Here is a 16,738-nt window from a genome sequence, read left to right as displayed (position 1 = left end):
TTTCACATCACTCAGTGTCACCCACGGCGCGATGCGGGCCCGCTTCCCGCGCGGACGACCCCGGTGGCGGTGCCACCGGGGTCGTTGTCCGCGGGGAGCCGCACCCACGCACGGGCACCGCTACGGAAGAACGGTTCGCCGTGGTAACCGGCGAGCCAAAGGGCGCGCCGGTGTCGAAAGATGGGGACCGGATCTAAGCGCCCGCCGGGTCCCCCCGCCGGAGGCGGGGGGACCCGGCGGGAAAAGGGCGCCCCTCAGGCGTGGAGGCCCATTTCGGCGGAGAGCTTCGCCAGGGCCTCCAGGCGGCGCTCCAGGCTCGGGTGGGTGGAGAAGACGGTCGCGAGGGGCGAGCCCTCCTTCAGCGCCGGGGTGAAGAAGAACGCGTTGAAGGCTCGCGCGGTGCGCAGGTCCTCGCTGGGGATACGGGCGATGGTGCCGCTCACCTTGACCAGCGCGGACGCCAGTTCGGAGGGCCGGCCGGTCAGTTCGGCCGCACTCCGGTCGGCGGCCAGCTCGCGGTAGCGGGACAGCGCGCGGATCAGCACGAAGCTCAGCGAGTACACCACGATGGACACCGCCATGATCATCGTGAGCAGCAGCAGGGTGTTCTGGTCGCGGCGGCCTCGGCCGAACAGTTCCGAGTAGAAGGCGAAGCGCACCAGCAGCCCCGCGAGCACGCCCAGGAACGAGGCGATGGTGATCACCGCGACGTCCTTGTGCGCGACGTGGGACAGCTCGTGGGCGAGCACGCCGTCCAGCTCGCCCGGTTCGAGGCGCCGCAGCAGGCCGGTGGTCACGCAGATCACCGCGTGGTCGGCGCTGCGCCCGGTGGCGAAGGCGTTCGGCAGGTCCATCTCCGAGACCGCCACCTGCGGCTTCGGCATGTCGGCGAGGGCGCACAGCCGGTCGACCGCGCCGTGCAGCTCGGGCTGCTCCTGCGGGGTGACCTCGTGGGCGTGCATCGCGAACAGCGCGATCCGGTCGGAGAACCAGTACTGCGCCGCCAGCACACCGGCCGCGATCACCACCACGACCACCACGGACTTCAGCAGCGCGATGAGCACGGCGATGAACGCCACGAACACCAGGCCCAACAGGAAGACCACCGTCAGCATCCGGACCGTGAGCCGCCAGTCAGGCGCGAAACGAGAGCGCACAACCGCTCACCTCATCTCCACGGAGCCGGCACCGACGTACCGGCCCCATTCCCGCGGTGACCGGCACACCCGACGGCCGGAATCCCGCCACTGTCCAGTGTGCTCCGCTTTCGCGGCCGGCGGGGCCGCGAATCCGCAGGCCACCGCCCCGGGGTGGGGCACGGGCGGGGGTGCGGCGAGGGATGCGGGCGCGGCGTGTTCTCGCGGCCCGTCCGCCCGGGTCCGGCCGGGTCCGCCCGGGTCCGGCCGGGTCCACCCGGCTCCCGGTCCGGGTCCGCCCGGGGGTCCGGCCCGCCCTCGTGCCGGCAGGGTTCCGCCGGCCGCAACCCATCCGGTCGGCGACTGCCCGTGTGTCTGCGCGCCCGCGGACGGGGCGTCCCGGCCGTGTGACCGGCTCCGTATCCCATTCTGATGGGGCGTCAGCAGTACCGCTGGCGGGAGGCGTCGAGAGGCGGGCGTTGCGCTCATGAGCCACCGGCTGCGCGTGGGCTGGGCCGCCGCCCTCTGTGTCCTGTCCTTCGCCGCGGTGTGGGTCCTGCAACGTGTCACGCACGTCTCGCTCATCGACGTCATGGTCTACCGCGCGGCGGGCCGGACCGTGCGCGAGGGCGGCGACCTGTACGCCATGCACGCCACCTCCGCGATGCTGCCGATGACCTACCCGCCCTTCGCCGGGCTGCTGTTCGTCCCGCTGACCTGGCTCGACGTCGCCCACATGCGCACCGCGGCGACCGCGGGGAACCTGCTGCTGACCGTGGTCCTCGCCGGACTGTCGCTGCGCCTGGTGCTGCGCCGCCGCCCCGGCGCGGCCGCCGTGCTGGGCACGGCCGCCTGTGCGCCGTGGAGCGAACCGGTCTGGACCACCATCCGCTACGGCCAGGTCAACATTCTCCTGGTGTGCCTCGTGCTGTGGGACTTCACCCGGCGGCCCGGCAACCGCTGGGCCGGGATCGGCATCGGGCTGGCGGCGGCCATCAAGGTCACGCCGCTGCTGTTCCTGGTGGTGCTGGCCGGGGCGGCCGCGGCCACCCGCGGGCGCGGCACCCCCTGGCGGCGCCGCTTCCTCACCGCCACCGGCAGCTTCGCCGGCGTCACGCTGCTGGCCGCCGCGGTGCTGCCGCACGACTCGCTGCGCTACTGGACCAGTTGCGCCTTCGCCCCCGACCGGTCGGGCTCCGCGGTGAACATCGCCAACCAGTCCGTGCGCGGCGTCGTGGCCCGCGCGCAGCACACCGTGCACCCCACGTCCCTGTGGCTGGCCGCCGCCGTCCTGGTCGCCCTCGGCGGCACGGCCGTCGCGGTCGCGGCGCTGGCCGCGACCGGCCGGGTGCCGAACGCCACCGCGTGGGGAGCGGTGGCCTGCGGTGTCACCACGCTCCTGGTCAGCCCGATCACCTGGACCCACCACTGGGTGTGGAACGTGCCCATGACGGTCCTGCTCGTCCACGAGGCGCTGCGTCGACGCGGCCTGCGCTGGTCCCTGGGCGCGGCGGCGTGCGTGGTGGTCTTCTGCTGCGACGTCGTGTGGACCCTCCCGCACGGCGCCGGCCGGCCCGAGCTCCACGAGAACACCGGCCAGATACTGCTCGCCGCGAGCTACCCGCTGGCCGGGCTCGCCTTCCTCGCCACGGCCGCCGCCGTCACGGTACGGCCCCGCGCGACCGCTCCGGCGGAAACCAGCACCGTGTACCCCTGACGGCCGGCCCGCGTGCGGGACGTCCCCCTTGTCCTGGCGGCCGGGGGCGTGCCCGGCGAGCCCCACCACCGGCCGGCGGGCCGCACGACGGAAGGACCCCATGAGCGTCGCGTCGCAGAGCAGGATGGCCGGCCTGGCGCGGGAGGCCGCCAGGTTCGGCGCGGTGGGCGTCAGCGGCATCTTCGTCAACCTGGGCGTGTACAACCTGCTGCGCCGCTACGCGTCCCTGCTCGTGGTGCAGGCCGGCGTGATCGCCACCGTGACCGCCGTCGCCTTCAACTACGTCGGCTTCCGCTACTTCACCTACCGCGACTGCGACCGGCGCCGCCGGCTGCGGCGGATCACGCTCTTCCTCGCCTTCAGCGCGGTCGGCGTCGTGATCGAGAACGGCGTCTTCTACGGCGCGACCCGGGGGCTCGGCTGGAGCAGCCCGCTGCGCAGCAGCGCCGGGAAGTTCGCGGGGATCGCGCTGGCCACCGCGTTCCGCTTCTGGGCCTACCGCACCTGGGTCTTCACGGCGCTGCCCGCCGCCCAGGACCCCGCCCGGCCGGCCGGCGAGGAGTGAGCGCCGGCGGACCTCCGCCCTCCGCGCGTACGCACCCGACACGCACCCGACGCGCACACGCGGAACCGGTCACGGAGCCGTCTGCCGGAACCGGTCGCGCTCAGCCGTCCGGCCGCGCCCTCACGGGAGCAGACTGGAAGGGGAAGGCGTCCCGCCGGATGGTGGGCCCGCCTGCCGGGAACGGGCGTGGGAGGTGCGATGAACGGATCGCTACCGCTGGGCCGGATCGCCGGTGTACCCCTGCGGGTCCACTGGAGCGCCCCCCTGCTGATCGTCGTCCTGAGTTTCGGGCTGGCCGGCGGGGTACTCCCCGCCTGGGCCCCCGGCCACTCCGGGGCTGCCTACGACGCGTGGGCGGTGGTCGGCGCGCTGCTGCTGATGGTGAGCCTGGTCGCGCACGAGGCGGCGCACGCCCTCGTCGCCCGCCGGGCCAAGGTCGAGGTGGAGGACGTGACGGTCTTCGCGCTCGGCGGGGTGACCAGGATGGGATCGGCCACCACCGCGCGCAGCTCGGGTTGGATCGCCGCGGTCGGCCCGCTCACCAGCCTGTTCCTGGGCGGCCTCGGCCTGGGCGCGGCGGTGCTGGCCGGCGACGTCCTGCACTGGACGCTCTTCGCCGCGCTGCTGGCCTGGACCGGCTGGGCCAACGTCCTGCTCGCCGCCTTCAACCTGATCCCGGCCGCGCCCCTGGACGGCGGCCGGGTGCTGCAGGCGGTGATCTGGCGGATGCGCGGGGACCGCGAGAAGGCGGCCCGGATCGCCGCGCGCTGCGGGCAGGTGGCCGGTGTGCTGATGATCGCCGGCGGCTGGCTGGAATTCCTCGCGGGCGGCGCGGCCGGGCTGTGGCTCGCCCTGGTCGGGCTGTTCGTGCTGATGGCCGCGTTCTCGGAGGTGCGCCGGTCGGTGCTGTTCGAGGCCGTACGCGGGGTGCGGGCCGCCGACGCGATGCGCCCGGTGGCCACCGGCCAGGACTGGCAGACCGTGGACCGGTTCCTCACCGAGACGATGCCGCGGGCCACCGGCCAGGTCGTGGTGCCCGTGACGGACCTCGACGGCCGGCCCAGCGGGGTGGTCACGGTGCCCTCGCTGCGCGCGGTGCCCCTCGCGCAGCGGGCCCAGGTCCGGGTGCGCGACATCGCCGCGCCCCTGGAGAGCTGCACGCTGGCCGCACCCGACGACCAGGTCACCGACATCCTCGACCACGCCGTGAAGACCGCGGGCCGCCCGATCCTGGTGATGGCGGACCGGCACGTCGTCGGGATGATCACCACCGAGGACATCATCGGCTTCACCCAGCACCGGCCGCCGCACCCGCCGGCGTGGCCGCCCACCCCGCACAGCGCCGGGCACAGCCGCTGACGGGTGCGCGCGTCCAACGGCAGGCGCGCGCCCGGCGGTTGGGGCGGGCCCCGCGTCAGGCACGCGCTCCGCCGTAGAGGGAGGCCACGTTCTCCCGCGGGGCGGGCTGGTGCCGGACGGCGGGTCCCTCGGCGAACCCGGTCAGCACGTTCTCGGTGACCTTGGTGACGAACCCCCGGGTGCGGGCGTCCATCTTGTGGTCCCGCCCGTCCAGGCCGGTGCCCGCCATCAGCCCCTCCACCCAGCGCATGGTGCCGGTGGAGAAGACACCGGCGCCGCTGGGCACCGTGTAGTACGCGGAGTCGGAGTGGCTGTGCTTGCCGTGGCACACCAGCGGCGAGTGGGCGACGACCTCGATCGACCTGGGCATGGGAGAGCCCGGGGTGACCCGGTCGTACTCGACGCCGACCAGGTGGGAGAAGCTCTCGCCCCGGCGCACCCCGGTGCCGCGGAAGGCCCAGTGGCCGGGGTTCTCCACGACGTAGGGGGCGTCGGTCGGGAAGCCCTCGTACAGGACGCCGGTCAGTGAGGACTCCGGGTCGGCCCCCGGGCCGCTGCGGAAGTCGGTGGTCGCCATGTGCGGGTGGTCGGCGAGGTAAGGGTCGGCGTAGAAGTCGGTCTTGTAGCAGACCACCGGGGGCGGCGCGGTGGCCGTGGCGGCGGCCAGCCGGACCCGGCGGAAGCAGGTGTTGGCGCCCAGGAAGGCCAGGTTGGTGCCGGCGTCGCGGGCCGCCGTGACATGCTGCCGCTGCTCCGGCGTCCAGTACTCGTCGTGGCCGAGCGCCACCGCGGTGGTCGCGCCCTTCAGCACGCTCGGGTCGCGGTGGACGTCCATCCCCGTGGTGTACGCCAGCGGGATGCCCGACCGCTCGGCGAGCACCACCGCGGCCCGCTCGTAGACCAGGAACTTCTCGGCGCCGCTCTTGGCGTAGGGCCGCTCGAAGGACACCTCGTACGCCCGGCGCGCGTACGAGCCGTCCGCGCCGTAGTAGAGGCAGTTGCCGCCCCAGTCGTTGTACGCCTGCCAGGTCGCCGGGGCGTGCATGAGAAGGGTGCGGCCGTGGGCGCTGGTCGAGCGGACCACCAGGGGGACGTACCGCTGGTGGCCGCTGTCGGCCTCCAGCCGCAGCAGGTAGGCGCCCGCCGGCCAGCCGTCGGCCGGGATCTCCAGGCTGCGGTCCCAGCCCGCGTGGATCATCCGCGTGTCCAGGGCGGTGCTGTACGGGCCCTGCCGCCGGCCGGCCACCGTGTGCGAGGCCCACACCAGGGCCGCCTGCTTGCCGTCGTACCAGCCCACCCGGAAGGCGGAGACCCGGAACGCCCGCGCCGTGGTCGACACGTGCAGCCCGAAGGTCTCCCCCGGCAGCACGCTGACCCGGTCGGCGTAGCCCTCGATCGCGTGCGGCGGGCCGATCGGGCCGAGCCGCCAGTCGTCGGTGCCCTTCGGCGCCGCGTGCCCGGTGAGGCGGTACGCGCCCGGGTCCGGCGCGGGCGGCGTGGGGCGCGCCCGGTGCGGGCTCCCGCCGCATCCGGCGCTCGCGACGACGACCAGCCCGGACGCCGCGACCCGCAGCACCCGACGTCGCCCCGGCCCGCCCGGGCTCGCCGGATCTGCCGGATCTGCCGGACCTGCCGGACCGGTGCCGTCGGCGCCACCCCTGGCCACGTGCCCCTCACCGCTGCGCATGACGCCGCCCTCTCCACCCGTCTCCACCGCTCGCCCCCTCGATCCTGCGCCGGCCCCGGTCCTCGGGCGAGCCGAACACGACCGAACGGCGGTACCGCGTACGGCTGTTCGGCCACCGGCCCCCATCGGGGAGGATCTTGGGCAGGATTGGCAGCATGAGCGAGGCCACCGGCAAGTACTCGATCACGATGCCACGTGATGTCGCCGAAGCCGCCAGGACCCGCAGCGGCCCCTCCGGCCTGTCCGCCTACGTGACTGCCGCCGTCGCCCGCCAGATCGAACGCGACAACCTCAACGAACTCATCCGGGTCGCCGAGGCCGAACACGGCCCCATCACCGATGAGGAGGTCCAGTCGCTGCGCGATCAGCTCCACCGGGCTCGCGTGGAGCAGACGCGGGGCGGAGCGAACGCCGCGTGACCCGCTCGCCGGCCGTTCCCGGTGGCACGCTGGTCCTGGACCGAAGCACTCGCGAAGGCTGTCATGCGGGACCACGGGGTCACGGCGTGGCTCGCCCTGGCCCGCGCCGACGACCTGCGCGTCATCACCTCCGCGGCCACCCTGGCGGAAGCCATCCATCCTCGCCTCAGCCGCCCGGCCCGGCCTTCGAGTGGACTCTCTCCCGGCTGATCGTCGAACCCGTCACCGAGCCGATCGCCCGCCATGCCGCCGCCCTGCTCGCCGACGCCGGCCTGCACGGTCGCAAGTACGCCATCGACGCCATGCTCGGCGCCACGGCGCTGGCCGCCCCGAAACCGGTCACCGTGCTCACCTCCGATCCGGCGGACCTCCTCGCGTTGTGTGGTGGCCACATCACCGTCATCAAGATCTGAGGTCGTCGGCGCGGAGCCGGCGGTCGGTGGGATGGGCGGCGGGGGCCGGGTGCCCCGGGCTCAGGTCGCCGCCTGACGCCACTCGGGGAGGTGCCGCGCCGCCGCGGATGAGAAGGTATGCGGTACGGGCGGCGGACCGGGGGCGCCGGTCCCGTCCTGGTGCAGCGGAAGCGGAGAGACCTATGAGCACGCCGGACGGCGGCAACGGTCGGCGTGACGGATACGAAGGTCCGTACGGGGAGGACGGGTACCCGCGGGACGGCGGGTACCCACAGCAGTACCCGGCCCAGTACGGCGGGTACGACCAGCAGGGTGGATACGAATCGCAGGCGCAGTACGACCCGCAGGCACCGTACGACCCGCAAGCCCAGTACAACCAGCAGGGCGGGTACGACCAGCAGGCGCAGTACGGCCAGTACGGCGGGTACGACCAGCAAGCACCGTATGGCCAGCAGGGCGGGTACGAACCGCAGGCCCCCTACGCGCAGGAGCAGTACGGGCCGTACGGCTACACCTCCGTGCCGCAGCAGAGCGCGCCGGACCCGGACCCGTACCGCCACCTCTACCGGGACGACGACGCCGACTACTCCCTCTACTACGCGCCGAACGTCTACGGCGGGGCCAGCGGGGACGTGGCGGCGGAGGCGACCGGGACGTTCCCGGTGATCGACGTGGACCGGGCGCCGCCGCGGGAGGCGGGCCGCGAACCGGCCGCGGACGGCAAGGCCAAGTCCAAGGGCTCGGTTCTCGGTTCGAGCGCCGTGATGGCGCTGGGCACCATGGTGTCGCGGGGCACCGGCTTCGTCCGCAACATGATGATCGCCGCGGCGATCGGCCAGGGCGTGATGGGCGACTCGTACCAGGTCGCCTACACGCTGCCCACGATGGTGTACTTCCTGGTCGGCGGCGGCGCGCTGAACGCGGTGTTCGTCCCGCAGCTGATCCGCAGCATGAAGAACGACGCGGACGGCGGCGAGGCGTACGCCAACCGCCTGCTGACGCTGGTGATCACCGCGCTCGGCGCCGTGGTGCTGGTGATGGTGGCGGCCGCGCCGCTGCTGGTACGGATGCTCTCCCCCTCGCTGATGTCCACCCCGGCCAGCGCGCACGTCACCGTGGACATGGCGAGGTACTGCCTGCCGACGATCTTCTTCATGGGCGTGCACGTGGTGGCCGGCCAGATCCTCAACGCCCGTGAGCGGTTCGGGGCGATGATGTGGACCCCGGTGCTCAACAACGTCGTGGTGATCTTCACCTTCGGGATGTACATCTGGGTGTTCGGCAGTTTCGGCCACTCGGCGGTCAGCCCGAACACCATCTCCCCGCAGGGCGTACGGCTGTTGGGCGTCGGCACCCTGCTCGGCCTGGTGGTGCAGGCCCTGTCGATGCTCCCCTACCTGCGCAGGTCCGGGCTGCACTTCCGGCCGCGCTTCGACTGGCGCGGCCACGGTCTGGGGCACGCCGCCAAACTCGCCCGCTGGACCTTCCTGTTCGTGCTGGCCAACCAGGCCGGGCTGATCGTGGTCACCCAACTCGCCACCGCCGCCGAGAAGTCCGCGGCGTCGCACGGCTTCGCCAGCGGCACCGGCCTGGCCGCGTACACCAGCGCCCAGACCATCTGGCAGCTGCCGCAGGCGGTCATCACGGTCTCGGTGATGAGCGCGGTGCTGCCCCGAATATCCCGGGCCGCCTCCGACGGCGACGCGGCCGCGGTCCGCGCCGACATCTCGCACGGCCTGCGCACCTCCGCGGTGGCGATCGTGCCGGCCGCCTTCCTCTTCCTCTCCCTCGGCCCGTGGATCGGCGCGCTGATCTACGGCACCGGCGCCAACGGCGGCCGCTCGGTGGGCTACATGCTCGCCGCGTTCGCCCTCGGCCTGATCCCGTACTCGGCGCAGTACGTCATGCTGCGCGGCTTCTACGCGTACGAGGACACCCGGACGCCCTTCTTCAACACGGTGTGGATCGCCCTGGTCAACGCGGCTGTCGCCGGGCTGTCGTTCCTGCTGCTGCCGCCGCAACGGGCCGTGATCGGCATGGCGTTCGGCTACGGCGTCGCGTACTTCGTCGGCCTGATGGTCGCGCTGCCCCGGCTGCGGCGCCGGATCGGCACCCTCGACGGGCCGCGCATCCGCCGCACCTACGGCCGCCTGATCGTCGCCAGCGTCATCCCCTCGATCCTGAGCTTCCTGCTAGCCCGGACCACCGAGCACATCCTGGGCGGCGGCCTGCTCGGCGCGGCCGGCGCCCTGTTGATCGGCCTCGTGGTCCAGATCGGCCTCTTCCTCGCGATCGCCAAGCGGATGCGGATCGAGGAGCTGAACGCGCTGCTGGGCATGGTGCGCGGCCGGCTGGGCCGCTGACCGGGCCGGAACGCGTTGTCGGAGGGTCGCCCTAGGGTCGTGGTGGAGTGATCGTGAGGGAGGGGGCGGGCGCCGATGGTGCTGCTGGAGGTGCGCAGTCGCGCGGTGGGGGTGCCGGACGGGCCGACGGTGCCGGCGGTGTGGCTGGAGGTGGCCTCGGACGAGGCCGTGCTGACGCTGCGGGAGATCGTGGGCCGCGCGGTCGAGGCGCAGCTCGCGGCGGCGGACGCGGCGGACGGCGAAGGGGCCGCTTCGGGCTCCAAGGGGTCGCGCGCGGCTCGGAGTTCGGTAGGCGCCCAGTTCCGGTCCGGCCCTGACCGTACCGAGCCGGTGGGCGGCGCGGTGGCCGAGACGGAGCGGGCGATGGCGGCGATCGACCGCGGCCTGGTCGCCGTGTTCGCGGGCGGCCGCCGGCTGGAGTCCCCGGACGATTCGGTGGCGGTCCGTCCGGGCGACCGGATCACCTTCCTCCGCGTCACCGCGCTGGTCGGCGGATGAGCGCCGTCCCGGCCACGGACGCCGCGGCCCACCGGCTCGCCGAGTTGCTCGCCCGGACCCCCAGCCCGTTGCGGCAGCTCGCCGACGACGTGCCGTTCGACATCTCGGTGGAACTGCACACCTTCCTGCGGGAGGCGTTCGGCCCCGGGTCCTACGGCCTGCACGAGTGCTGGGACGCGGCGGCCCGCGCCGTCCTGGAGCGCCCCGTCACGCCGGAGCGCACCGCCCTGCTGCGTTCCCTGCTGCTCGGCAACAGCTCCGGCTTCCGCGGGTGGGAGCTGATCCGGCTCGTGCAGGGCCTGTACGACGCGGGGGCGCTGGACGACGACGTCCTGCACCCGCTGCTGCGCGTGCGCCATCGGTCCTGGGAGCTGTGCCCGGTCGATCCGGCGCGCCGGGAGCAGCCGCACTTCCACGACCGGCCCGCGCTGTGGGACGAGGCCTCCGCGGGCTGCCGTGACAGGATCGCGGACTCCCTCGACCGCTTCGTCGACCTGCTCTCCGCGGCGCCCACCGCGGAGAGCGTCAGGCAACTCCCGCCCTGGCGCCCGCGCGGCACGCGGTTCTTCCTGCGGGCGCTGGAGCTGTGGCGGGCCGAGACCACCGCGCCGTGCGGGGACCGCGCCCGCGGCACCGCCGCCGTGTACCTGGCGCAGGCCCGCCTCACCGAGGCCGAACAGGTCTCGCTGATCACGGAGTTGGGCACGCGTCCCCGCGCCGAGCGCAAGGCGGCCGTGACTCTCGCGGCGGCCGCGCGGGAACAGCCCCTGGACCTGCTGGAGTTGCTCGACGCCGCCGACGCGCGACCGCTGGCCCGCCTGATCCGTGACGGCGTCGCGCCCGTCGACCCGGAGTCCGATGCGATCGACCTGGGCGCGCTGCGCCGTGTGGAACTGCCGGCCGAGCGGATGGCCGAACTGCTCCCGCTGCTGTGCGCCACCGCGACGACGGTCACGGCCGACCTCGCCGGCCTCGGCGCCGGGTCGGCCGGCGCGGCGGACGACCTGCCGGAGTTCCTGCTCGCCCGGTACGGCCTCAACCGGCCGCGGGTCCGCGAACGGCTGCGCCGGCACGCGTACTCGGCGATCGCGTGTCTGGGCCTGCTGCCACTGGCCGCCGGCGAGACCGTACTCGACCGCTATCTGGAGCTGCGCGGCTGCGCGAAGGCGGCCACCCGGTTCGGCGCCGAGCGCCGCGCCAACCACCTGCGGGCGGTCCACGCCGGGCTGTGGCACCTCGCTCAGATCACCGGGTACCCGTCGGCCGACCGCCTGGAGTGGGACATGGAGGCCCGGCTGGCCACGGACACCCCGCAGCGCTGGAGCGTCGGGGCGTACACCCTCGCCGTCGACCTGGCCGACCCCGCTGTGCCCCTGCGGGTCGAACGCGCCGGCAAGCGGCTCGCGTCCGTGCCGAAGCAGGTCCGGCAGGACCCTTCGTACGGCGAGATCCGCGCCGTACAGGAGCGGTTGCGCGAGCAGGCCCGCAGGGTGCGCACCGGGCTGATCGAGCCGCTGGTGGCCGGGGGCGACCTGCTGGACGCGGCCGCCTTCGACCGCCTGCTGGCCCTGCCCGCCGCGCGGGCCATGCTGCCCGCGCTGGTGTTGCGCACCGCCGACGGCGTGTTCGGCCTGCTGGACCTCTCCGGCCCCGCCCCCGCGCTGGTCGGCCTCGACGGCGTACCGGTACCGATCGGAGCCGGCGGCGGGATCGGGGTCGGGGTCGGCGCGGCCCATCCGCTGGACCTCGCCGCCCGGGACCTGCTCGGCGGGTGGCAGCGCGAGATCGTGCGGCGGCGGATACGGCAGCCGGTCAAGCAGGTCTTCCGGGAGTGGTACCGCCTCACCGCGGCCGAGCGGGAGGACGGCACCTGGTCACTGCGGTTCGCCGGGCGCGACGTGGCCGGCGCGGTCGCCGGGCGGCTGCTCACCGCCCGGGGCTGGCGGGCGTCGGTGCGCGAGGACCAGCCGTTCGCGACGCGGCGCCTGGGCGGCTGCCACGCGGTGCTGCGCTTCGACGAGTTGGGCCACTTCCTGGGCGAGGGCTCGGCCAGGACCGGGCCGACCGGGTTCGTCGAGACGGTCGACGGCCCCGGCCACAGCCTGGTGCTCGGCGCGGCGGTGCCGCTGGCCCGGGTGCCGGCGCTCGACCTGTCCGAGGCGCTGCGTGACGTGGACCTGGTGGTCTCGGTCGCCGCGCGGCAACTGCCGTCCGATCAGTCGCCGTCCGATTCGGCGGTGGCGGTCCGCGCCGCGCTGCTCGCCGCCCTCGTGGCCGAGCTCGGCCTGGACCGGGTCACCCTCGACGGCCGGTACGCCCGGGTGCGCGGCACCCGCGCCGACTACCGCGTGCACCTCGGCAGCGGCAGCGTCCACGTCGACCCGGGCGGCCACCTGTGCATCGTCCCGGCCGGGTTGACCCGCACACCGCACCGTGACCTCTTCCTCCCCTTCGCCGACGACGACGAGCAGACCTCGGTGATCCTCAGCAAGGTCCTCCTCCTCGCCGACGACGAACACATAGCAGATCAGGACATATTAGGGCAGATCGCCCACGTGACGGCGTCGGTCGACTGCTGAAAGAATGCCGCGTGGAAACAGTTCTGAAGAAGTGGGAGTGTGGGGGGAGGTCGGGGGTAAGAGGCCGAAGAGCAGTTCCGACGACTGAGGATGATGACATGACGGTGGCCACGCAGACCGCAGAAGCATCCGTCCAGCCTGCCGCGACGGGTTCCGCTACCTCTCCCGGTGCCCCCCAGTCAGGCGTGCACGCAGGGTCGGTCGGTGAACTGCCCTGGATCGAGGAGGCCGGCAAGGTCGCCCCCAAGGACGCGCGGGCGCTGTCGAAGCTCTTCTTCGACCGGCTGCAGACCCTTGAGGAGGGCACCCGCGAGTACAGCTACGCGCGGAACACCCTCATCGAGATGAACATGTCGCTGGTGCACTTCAGCGCCCGCCGGTTCCGCAGCCGCGGCCCGGAGGAGATGGAGGACATCCTCCAGGTCGGCACGATCGGCCTGATCAAGGCGATCGACCGGTTCGACCTGAGCCGCGAGGTGGAGTTCACCACCTTCGCCGTGCCGTACATCGTGGGCGAGATGAAGCGGTTCTTCCGCGACACCAGCTGGGCCGTGCACGTGCCGCGCCGGCTCCAGGAGCTGCGGGTCGAGCTGGCCAAGGCCCGCGACCACCTCACCGCGGTGCTGGACGCCAAGCCGTCCGTCGCCGAGCTGGCCGCCTACCTGGAGATCGGCGAGGAGGACGTCATCGAGGGCCTGGTCGCGTCGAACGGCTACACCGCCGGCTCGCTCGACCTGCCCGCCGGCGACGAGGAGGGCGGTTCCGACAGCAGCCGGCCGTACGCCGAGTCGATCGGCGCCTGCGACCCGGCGATGGAACTGGTCGAGGACTTCCACGCCCTCGCCCCGCTGCTGGGTCGGCTCGACGACCGCGAGCGGAGCATCCTGCGGATGCGCTTCGCCGACGAGATGACGCAGGCCGAGATCGGCGCCGAGCTGGGCTGCTCGCAGATGCACGTCTCCCGGCTGCTGTCGCGCACCCTCACCAAGCTGCGCAACGGGATGCTCACCGAGCGGTGAGCCGCCCCACGCAGCAACCCCGCGCCACCGGGTGAGCCGCCCCACGCACCTCGACCAGGTGCCGATCCACCCCGGGCCCGCCCGCCGCACACCGATCCGCGGCACGCGCTGAGCGCCGTTCCGACTCCGAGCCCCGCATGGTCACGATGCGGGGCTCAGTCGTGTGCTCATCGCCCGGCATGCCCCCATCTGCGCCAAGCCCGCCACCCGTTCCGCGCGTCCCGGTCGGCGTCGGGGCGCGCGGCCAGCACGCTTGGCCCATGAGGCACTGGTTGGGCGGCACGCACGGCATGCAGACCTCGGGCGCCGGGCGCGAGCAGCTCTTCCTGCTGCTGGCCGGGCTGGTCTGCTCCTTCCTCTTCATCCGGTTCAGCACCCGGATGATCCGGCGGCAGGTGTCGTGGTGGCCGGGGAACGTGCAGCCGGGCGGGATGCACATCCACCACGTGGTCTTCGGCCAGGTGATGATGATCGTCGGCGGGGTGGGCGCGTTCGGGATCAGCGGCGGGCCGGTGGCGCACGACATCCTCGCGGTGGTCTTCGGCATGGGCTGCGGGCTGGTGCTGGACGAGTTCGCGCTCGTGCTGCACCTGGAGGACGTGTACTGGAAGGAGGAGGGCCGGCGGTCGGTCGACGCGGTGATCCTCTCCGTCGCGGTGATCGGGCTGCTGGTGGCGGGCGAGGCCCCGCTCGGCGGGTACGTCGGCGGGGGGTCGTACGGGTCGTACGCGGTGGCCGCGGTGCTGCTCGGGTTCGTGGTGCTGTGCCTGCTCAAGGGCAAGGTGTGGACCGGGCTGCTGGGCGTGATGGTGCCGGTGCTCGCGGTGGTGGGCGCGCTGCGGCTGGCCCGGCCGCACAGCCCGTGGGCGCGCTGGCGCTACACCGCGCGGCCACGCCGGATGGCGCGGGCCGAACGGCGCGAGGAGGGCGCGCGGCGGCGGGTGATGGCCGCGAAGACCGCGGTGATGGACGCGGTCGCCGGGGCACCCACCCCGGTGTCGCTGGCGAAGCGGGCGTCGGCGGTGCCGACGGTCGTGGAGGTGCCGCCCTCGCGGCTGGAGTTGCTGCTGGGCCGGGTGCTGGGGCCGCTGCGCGGGCCGGGCGCGGTGATCGCCGTGTGGTACTTGCGGCTGGCGGCCGCGGTGGACGTCGTCAGCGGACTGGTCGGCCCGCTGCGCGACCGGGTGCGGGCCGCGAGCGGCGGCGGTCACGTCTCCGCGTTCCTGGTCAGTCCGGGATTCACCGGCGCCGCGCTGGCGTTCGTGCTGTCGGTGAGCCTGCGCCGGCGCAAGCGGGCGGCGTGGCTGCTCACCACGGTGGCGACCGCCGCGTACACCGTGGCGATCGCGATCACCGTCGCGGCGGCGCCGGGGGCGCACCGGCACGCCGCCAACTGGCTGGCGATCGCCCTGACGTTGCTGCTGCTGGGCGCGCTGCTGGTGTCGCGCACCGCCTTCAACGTGCGCGGCGAGCGGCGCAACATCGCCGTGGGCCTGCTCAGCCTGGTGGTGGGGGCGGCGGTCGCGGTGGGCGCCGGCACCCTGCTGGTCCAGGCCACCGACCAGGACCCGCCGTCGCGTTGGGGCCCCAGCGCCCGGTACGCGGCGGTACGGACGCTGACGCTGTCGGCGATCTTCGACCACCCCGGAATCAGGGTGCCGTGGTGGGCGGACCTGCTGATCAACCTGATCAGCGTCGCGCTGCTGCTGCTCGTGGTGCTGGCGTTCCTGCGTGCGCCGCGCGGCCGGGACCGGCTGCTGCCCGCGGACGAGCGGCGGTTGCGGGCGCTGCTGCGGGCGGACGGCGGCCGGGACTCCTTCGGGTACTTCGCGCTGCGCCGGGACCGCGCGGTGTGCTGGGCGCCGGACCGGCGGGCCGCGATCGTGCACCGGGTGGTGAACGGCGTGACGCTCGCGGCCGGCGATCCGGTGGGCCCGCCGGCCGCATGGCCGGCGGCGGTCGCGCACTGGCTGGACACCGCCCGCCGGCACGCCTGGGTCGCGGCCGTCGCGCACGCGGGCGACAGCGCCGCGGGCGTCTACACCGCGGCCGGGCTGCACGGCCTGGACTCGGGCGTGGAGCCGGTGGTCGAGGTCGGCGCGCTGCCGGCCGAGCCGGCCCGGCTGCGGCAGGCGATGGAGGGCGCCGGCTACACGGTGGTGGTGCGCCGCGAGCGGGAGGTGGCCGAGGAGGAGTGGGTACGGCTGCGGCAGCTCGCCGACGCGTGGCGGCGGCACGGCCGGGCGGCCGGCGGGGTGCAGCTGGGGCGGCTCGGCGACCCGGCCGACCCGGGCTGCGTGATCGCGGAGTGCCGCGACCGGCACGACCGGACCTGCGCGCTACTGGCGTTCGTGCCGTGGGGCGAGGACGGGCTGACGCTGGCGCTGCTGCGGCACGACCAGGAGTCGGGGCACGGCCCGGTCGATCTCGTCCTCACCGAGGTGCTGCTGCGGGCGCACACCGGCGCCGAACCGGTGGCGGACGTGGTCCGCGTCTCGCTCAACCTCGCGCCGTCCGACGGCGAGCAGGCGTACGCGGCGTACCGGCCGCGCTGGGCGACCCGGCACCTGCTGTACGAGCGGCGCGCCGAACTCCCCCGGGTGATCGCCGCCGCGGCCTACACCGAGGGCCTGCGCCTCGCCGCCGCACGAACCGCCCGGGCTTCCCGCTGGGCCGTGTTGTGGAAGTAGCGCCGTTCGCCCGAAGGGCGGGGCCCGTGGCGTCTGGTGCTCCCCCACAGCCTTCGGCGTGGGGGTGCCCCCAGATCGCAAGGCGGAGGATTGCCCTCGTAGTGGGCCTACTCGGACAAGCCCGACAACGCTGGGGGCACTCCCCCTGGCTTCGCCGGAGGCACTCCCACCCGCCGAAGGCAGGGGGAGAGCGCGCGTACCAGGCGCCACGGGGCAGGCGGGACTTCCAAAACACGGCCTAGGGCCCGCCCGGGGGTGGCCGCGCGGGCGGTTCGGGGCCGCCCCGATGGCCC

Annotated in this window: 11 protein-coding genes and 1 pseudogene; 10 read left to right on the top strand and 2 right to left on the bottom strand. The window is 74.1% G+C overall.

The features are described 5' to 3' along the window. Positions 1 to 254: 254 nt before the first annotated feature. On the bottom strand, positions 255 to 1,157 hold the full coding sequence (gene htpX, locus OG370_RS29030) for a zinc metalloprotease HtpX (protein WP_328469377.1): 903 nt from the start codon (positions 1,155 to 1,157) through the stop codon (positions 255 to 257). 466 nt (positions 1,158 to 1,623) lie between these two features. Here htpX and OG370_RS29025 point away from each other — a divergent pair, with 466 nt between their 5' ends. From OG370_RS29025 to OG370_RS29015, 3 genes are all read left to right on the top strand, one after another. Next, complete coding sequence (locus OG370_RS29025; RefSeq protein ID WP_328469375.1) at positions 1,624 to 2,853, top strand: glycosyltransferase 87 family protein; 1,230 nt, start codon at positions 1,624 to 1,626, stop codon at positions 2,851 to 2,853. Between the two features lie 100 nt (positions 2,854 to 2,953). After that, positions 2,954 to 3,418, top strand: coding sequence for a GtrA family protein (locus OG370_RS29020; RefSeq protein WP_328469373.1), 465 nt, complete (start codon positions 2,954 to 2,956; stop codon positions 3,416 to 3,418). A gap of 198 nt (positions 3,419 to 3,616) precedes the next feature. Then, positions 3,617 to 4,777 (top strand): site-2 protease family protein, encoded by a 1,161-nt coding sequence (locus tag OG370_RS29015; protein ID WP_328469371.1) that lies wholly within the window; start codon positions 3,617 to 3,619, stop codon positions 4,775 to 4,777. A gap of 55 nt (positions 4,778 to 4,832) precedes the next feature. On the opposite strand, the gene OG370_RS29010 is transcribed toward OG370_RS29015, so the two are convergent. After that, positions 4,833 to 6,464 (bottom strand): N,N-dimethylformamidase beta subunit family domain-containing protein, encoded by a 1,632-nt coding sequence (locus OG370_RS29010; protein WP_328469369.1) that lies wholly within the window; start codon positions 6,462 to 6,464, stop codon positions 4,833 to 4,835. Between the two features lie 155 nt (positions 6,465 to 6,619). On the opposite strand from OG370_RS29010, the gene OG370_RS29005 reads away from it, so the two are divergent. The 7 genes and pseudogenes from OG370_RS29005 to OG370_RS28975 all read left to right on the top strand — a co-directional run bounded on the left by OG370_RS29005 (position 6,620) and on the right by OG370_RS28975 (position 16,445). Beyond that, entirely contained in the window at positions 6,620 to 6,883 is a 264-nt protein-coding gene (locus OG370_RS29005; protein ID WP_328469367.1) for a CopG family transcriptional regulator, read from the top strand. After that, positions 6,880 to 7,296: pseudogene (locus tag OG370_RS29000) on the top strand (DNA-binding protein). Before OG370_RS29005 ends, OG370_RS29000 begins: the two are co-directional and overlap by 4 nt. 182 nt (positions 7,297 to 7,478) lie before the next feature. Beyond that, positions 7,479 to 9,659: a murein biosynthesis integral membrane protein MurJ gene (murJ, locus tag OG370_RS28995; RefSeq protein WP_328469365.1), complete on the top strand. Its 2,181-nt coding sequence runs from the start codon at positions 7,479 to 7,481 to the stop codon at positions 9,657 to 9,659. Positions 9,660 to 9,734: 75 nt separating this feature from the next. After that, positions 9,735 to 10,157 carry a hypothetical protein gene (locus OG370_RS28990; protein WP_328469363.1) on the top strand — a complete coding sequence of 141 codons (423 nt, stop codon included), beginning with the start codon at positions 9,735 to 9,737 and terminating at the stop codon, positions 10,155 to 10,157. Next, positions 10,154 to 12,736, top strand: a complete 2,583-nt coding sequence (locus tag OG370_RS28985) for a DUF7737 domain-containing protein (RefSeq protein ID WP_328469361.1) — start codon at positions 10,154 to 10,156, stop codon at positions 12,734 to 12,736. The genes OG370_RS28990 and OG370_RS28985 overlap by 4 nt, the downstream gene beginning before the upstream one ends. 98 nt (positions 12,737 to 12,834) lie before the next feature. Next, entirely contained in the window at positions 12,835 to 13,755 is a 921-nt protein-coding gene (locus tag OG370_RS28980; RefSeq protein ID WP_328469359.1) for an RNA polymerase sigma factor SigF, read from the top strand. Between the two features lie 260 nt (positions 13,756 to 14,015). Then, positions 14,016 to 16,445, top strand: coding sequence for a phosphatidylglycerol lysyltransferase domain-containing protein (locus tag OG370_RS28975; RefSeq protein ID WP_328469357.1), 2,430 nt, complete (start codon positions 14,016 to 14,018; stop codon positions 16,443 to 16,445). Positions 16,446 to 16,738 lie beyond the last annotated feature (293 nt).

This window comes from Streptomyces sp. NBC_00448 (assembly GCF_036014115.1).
Classification (GTDB): Bacteria; Actinomycetota; Actinomycetes; order Streptomycetales; family Streptomycetaceae; genus Actinacidiphila.
This window is presented reverse-complemented; position numbering and strand designations above follow the sequence as displayed.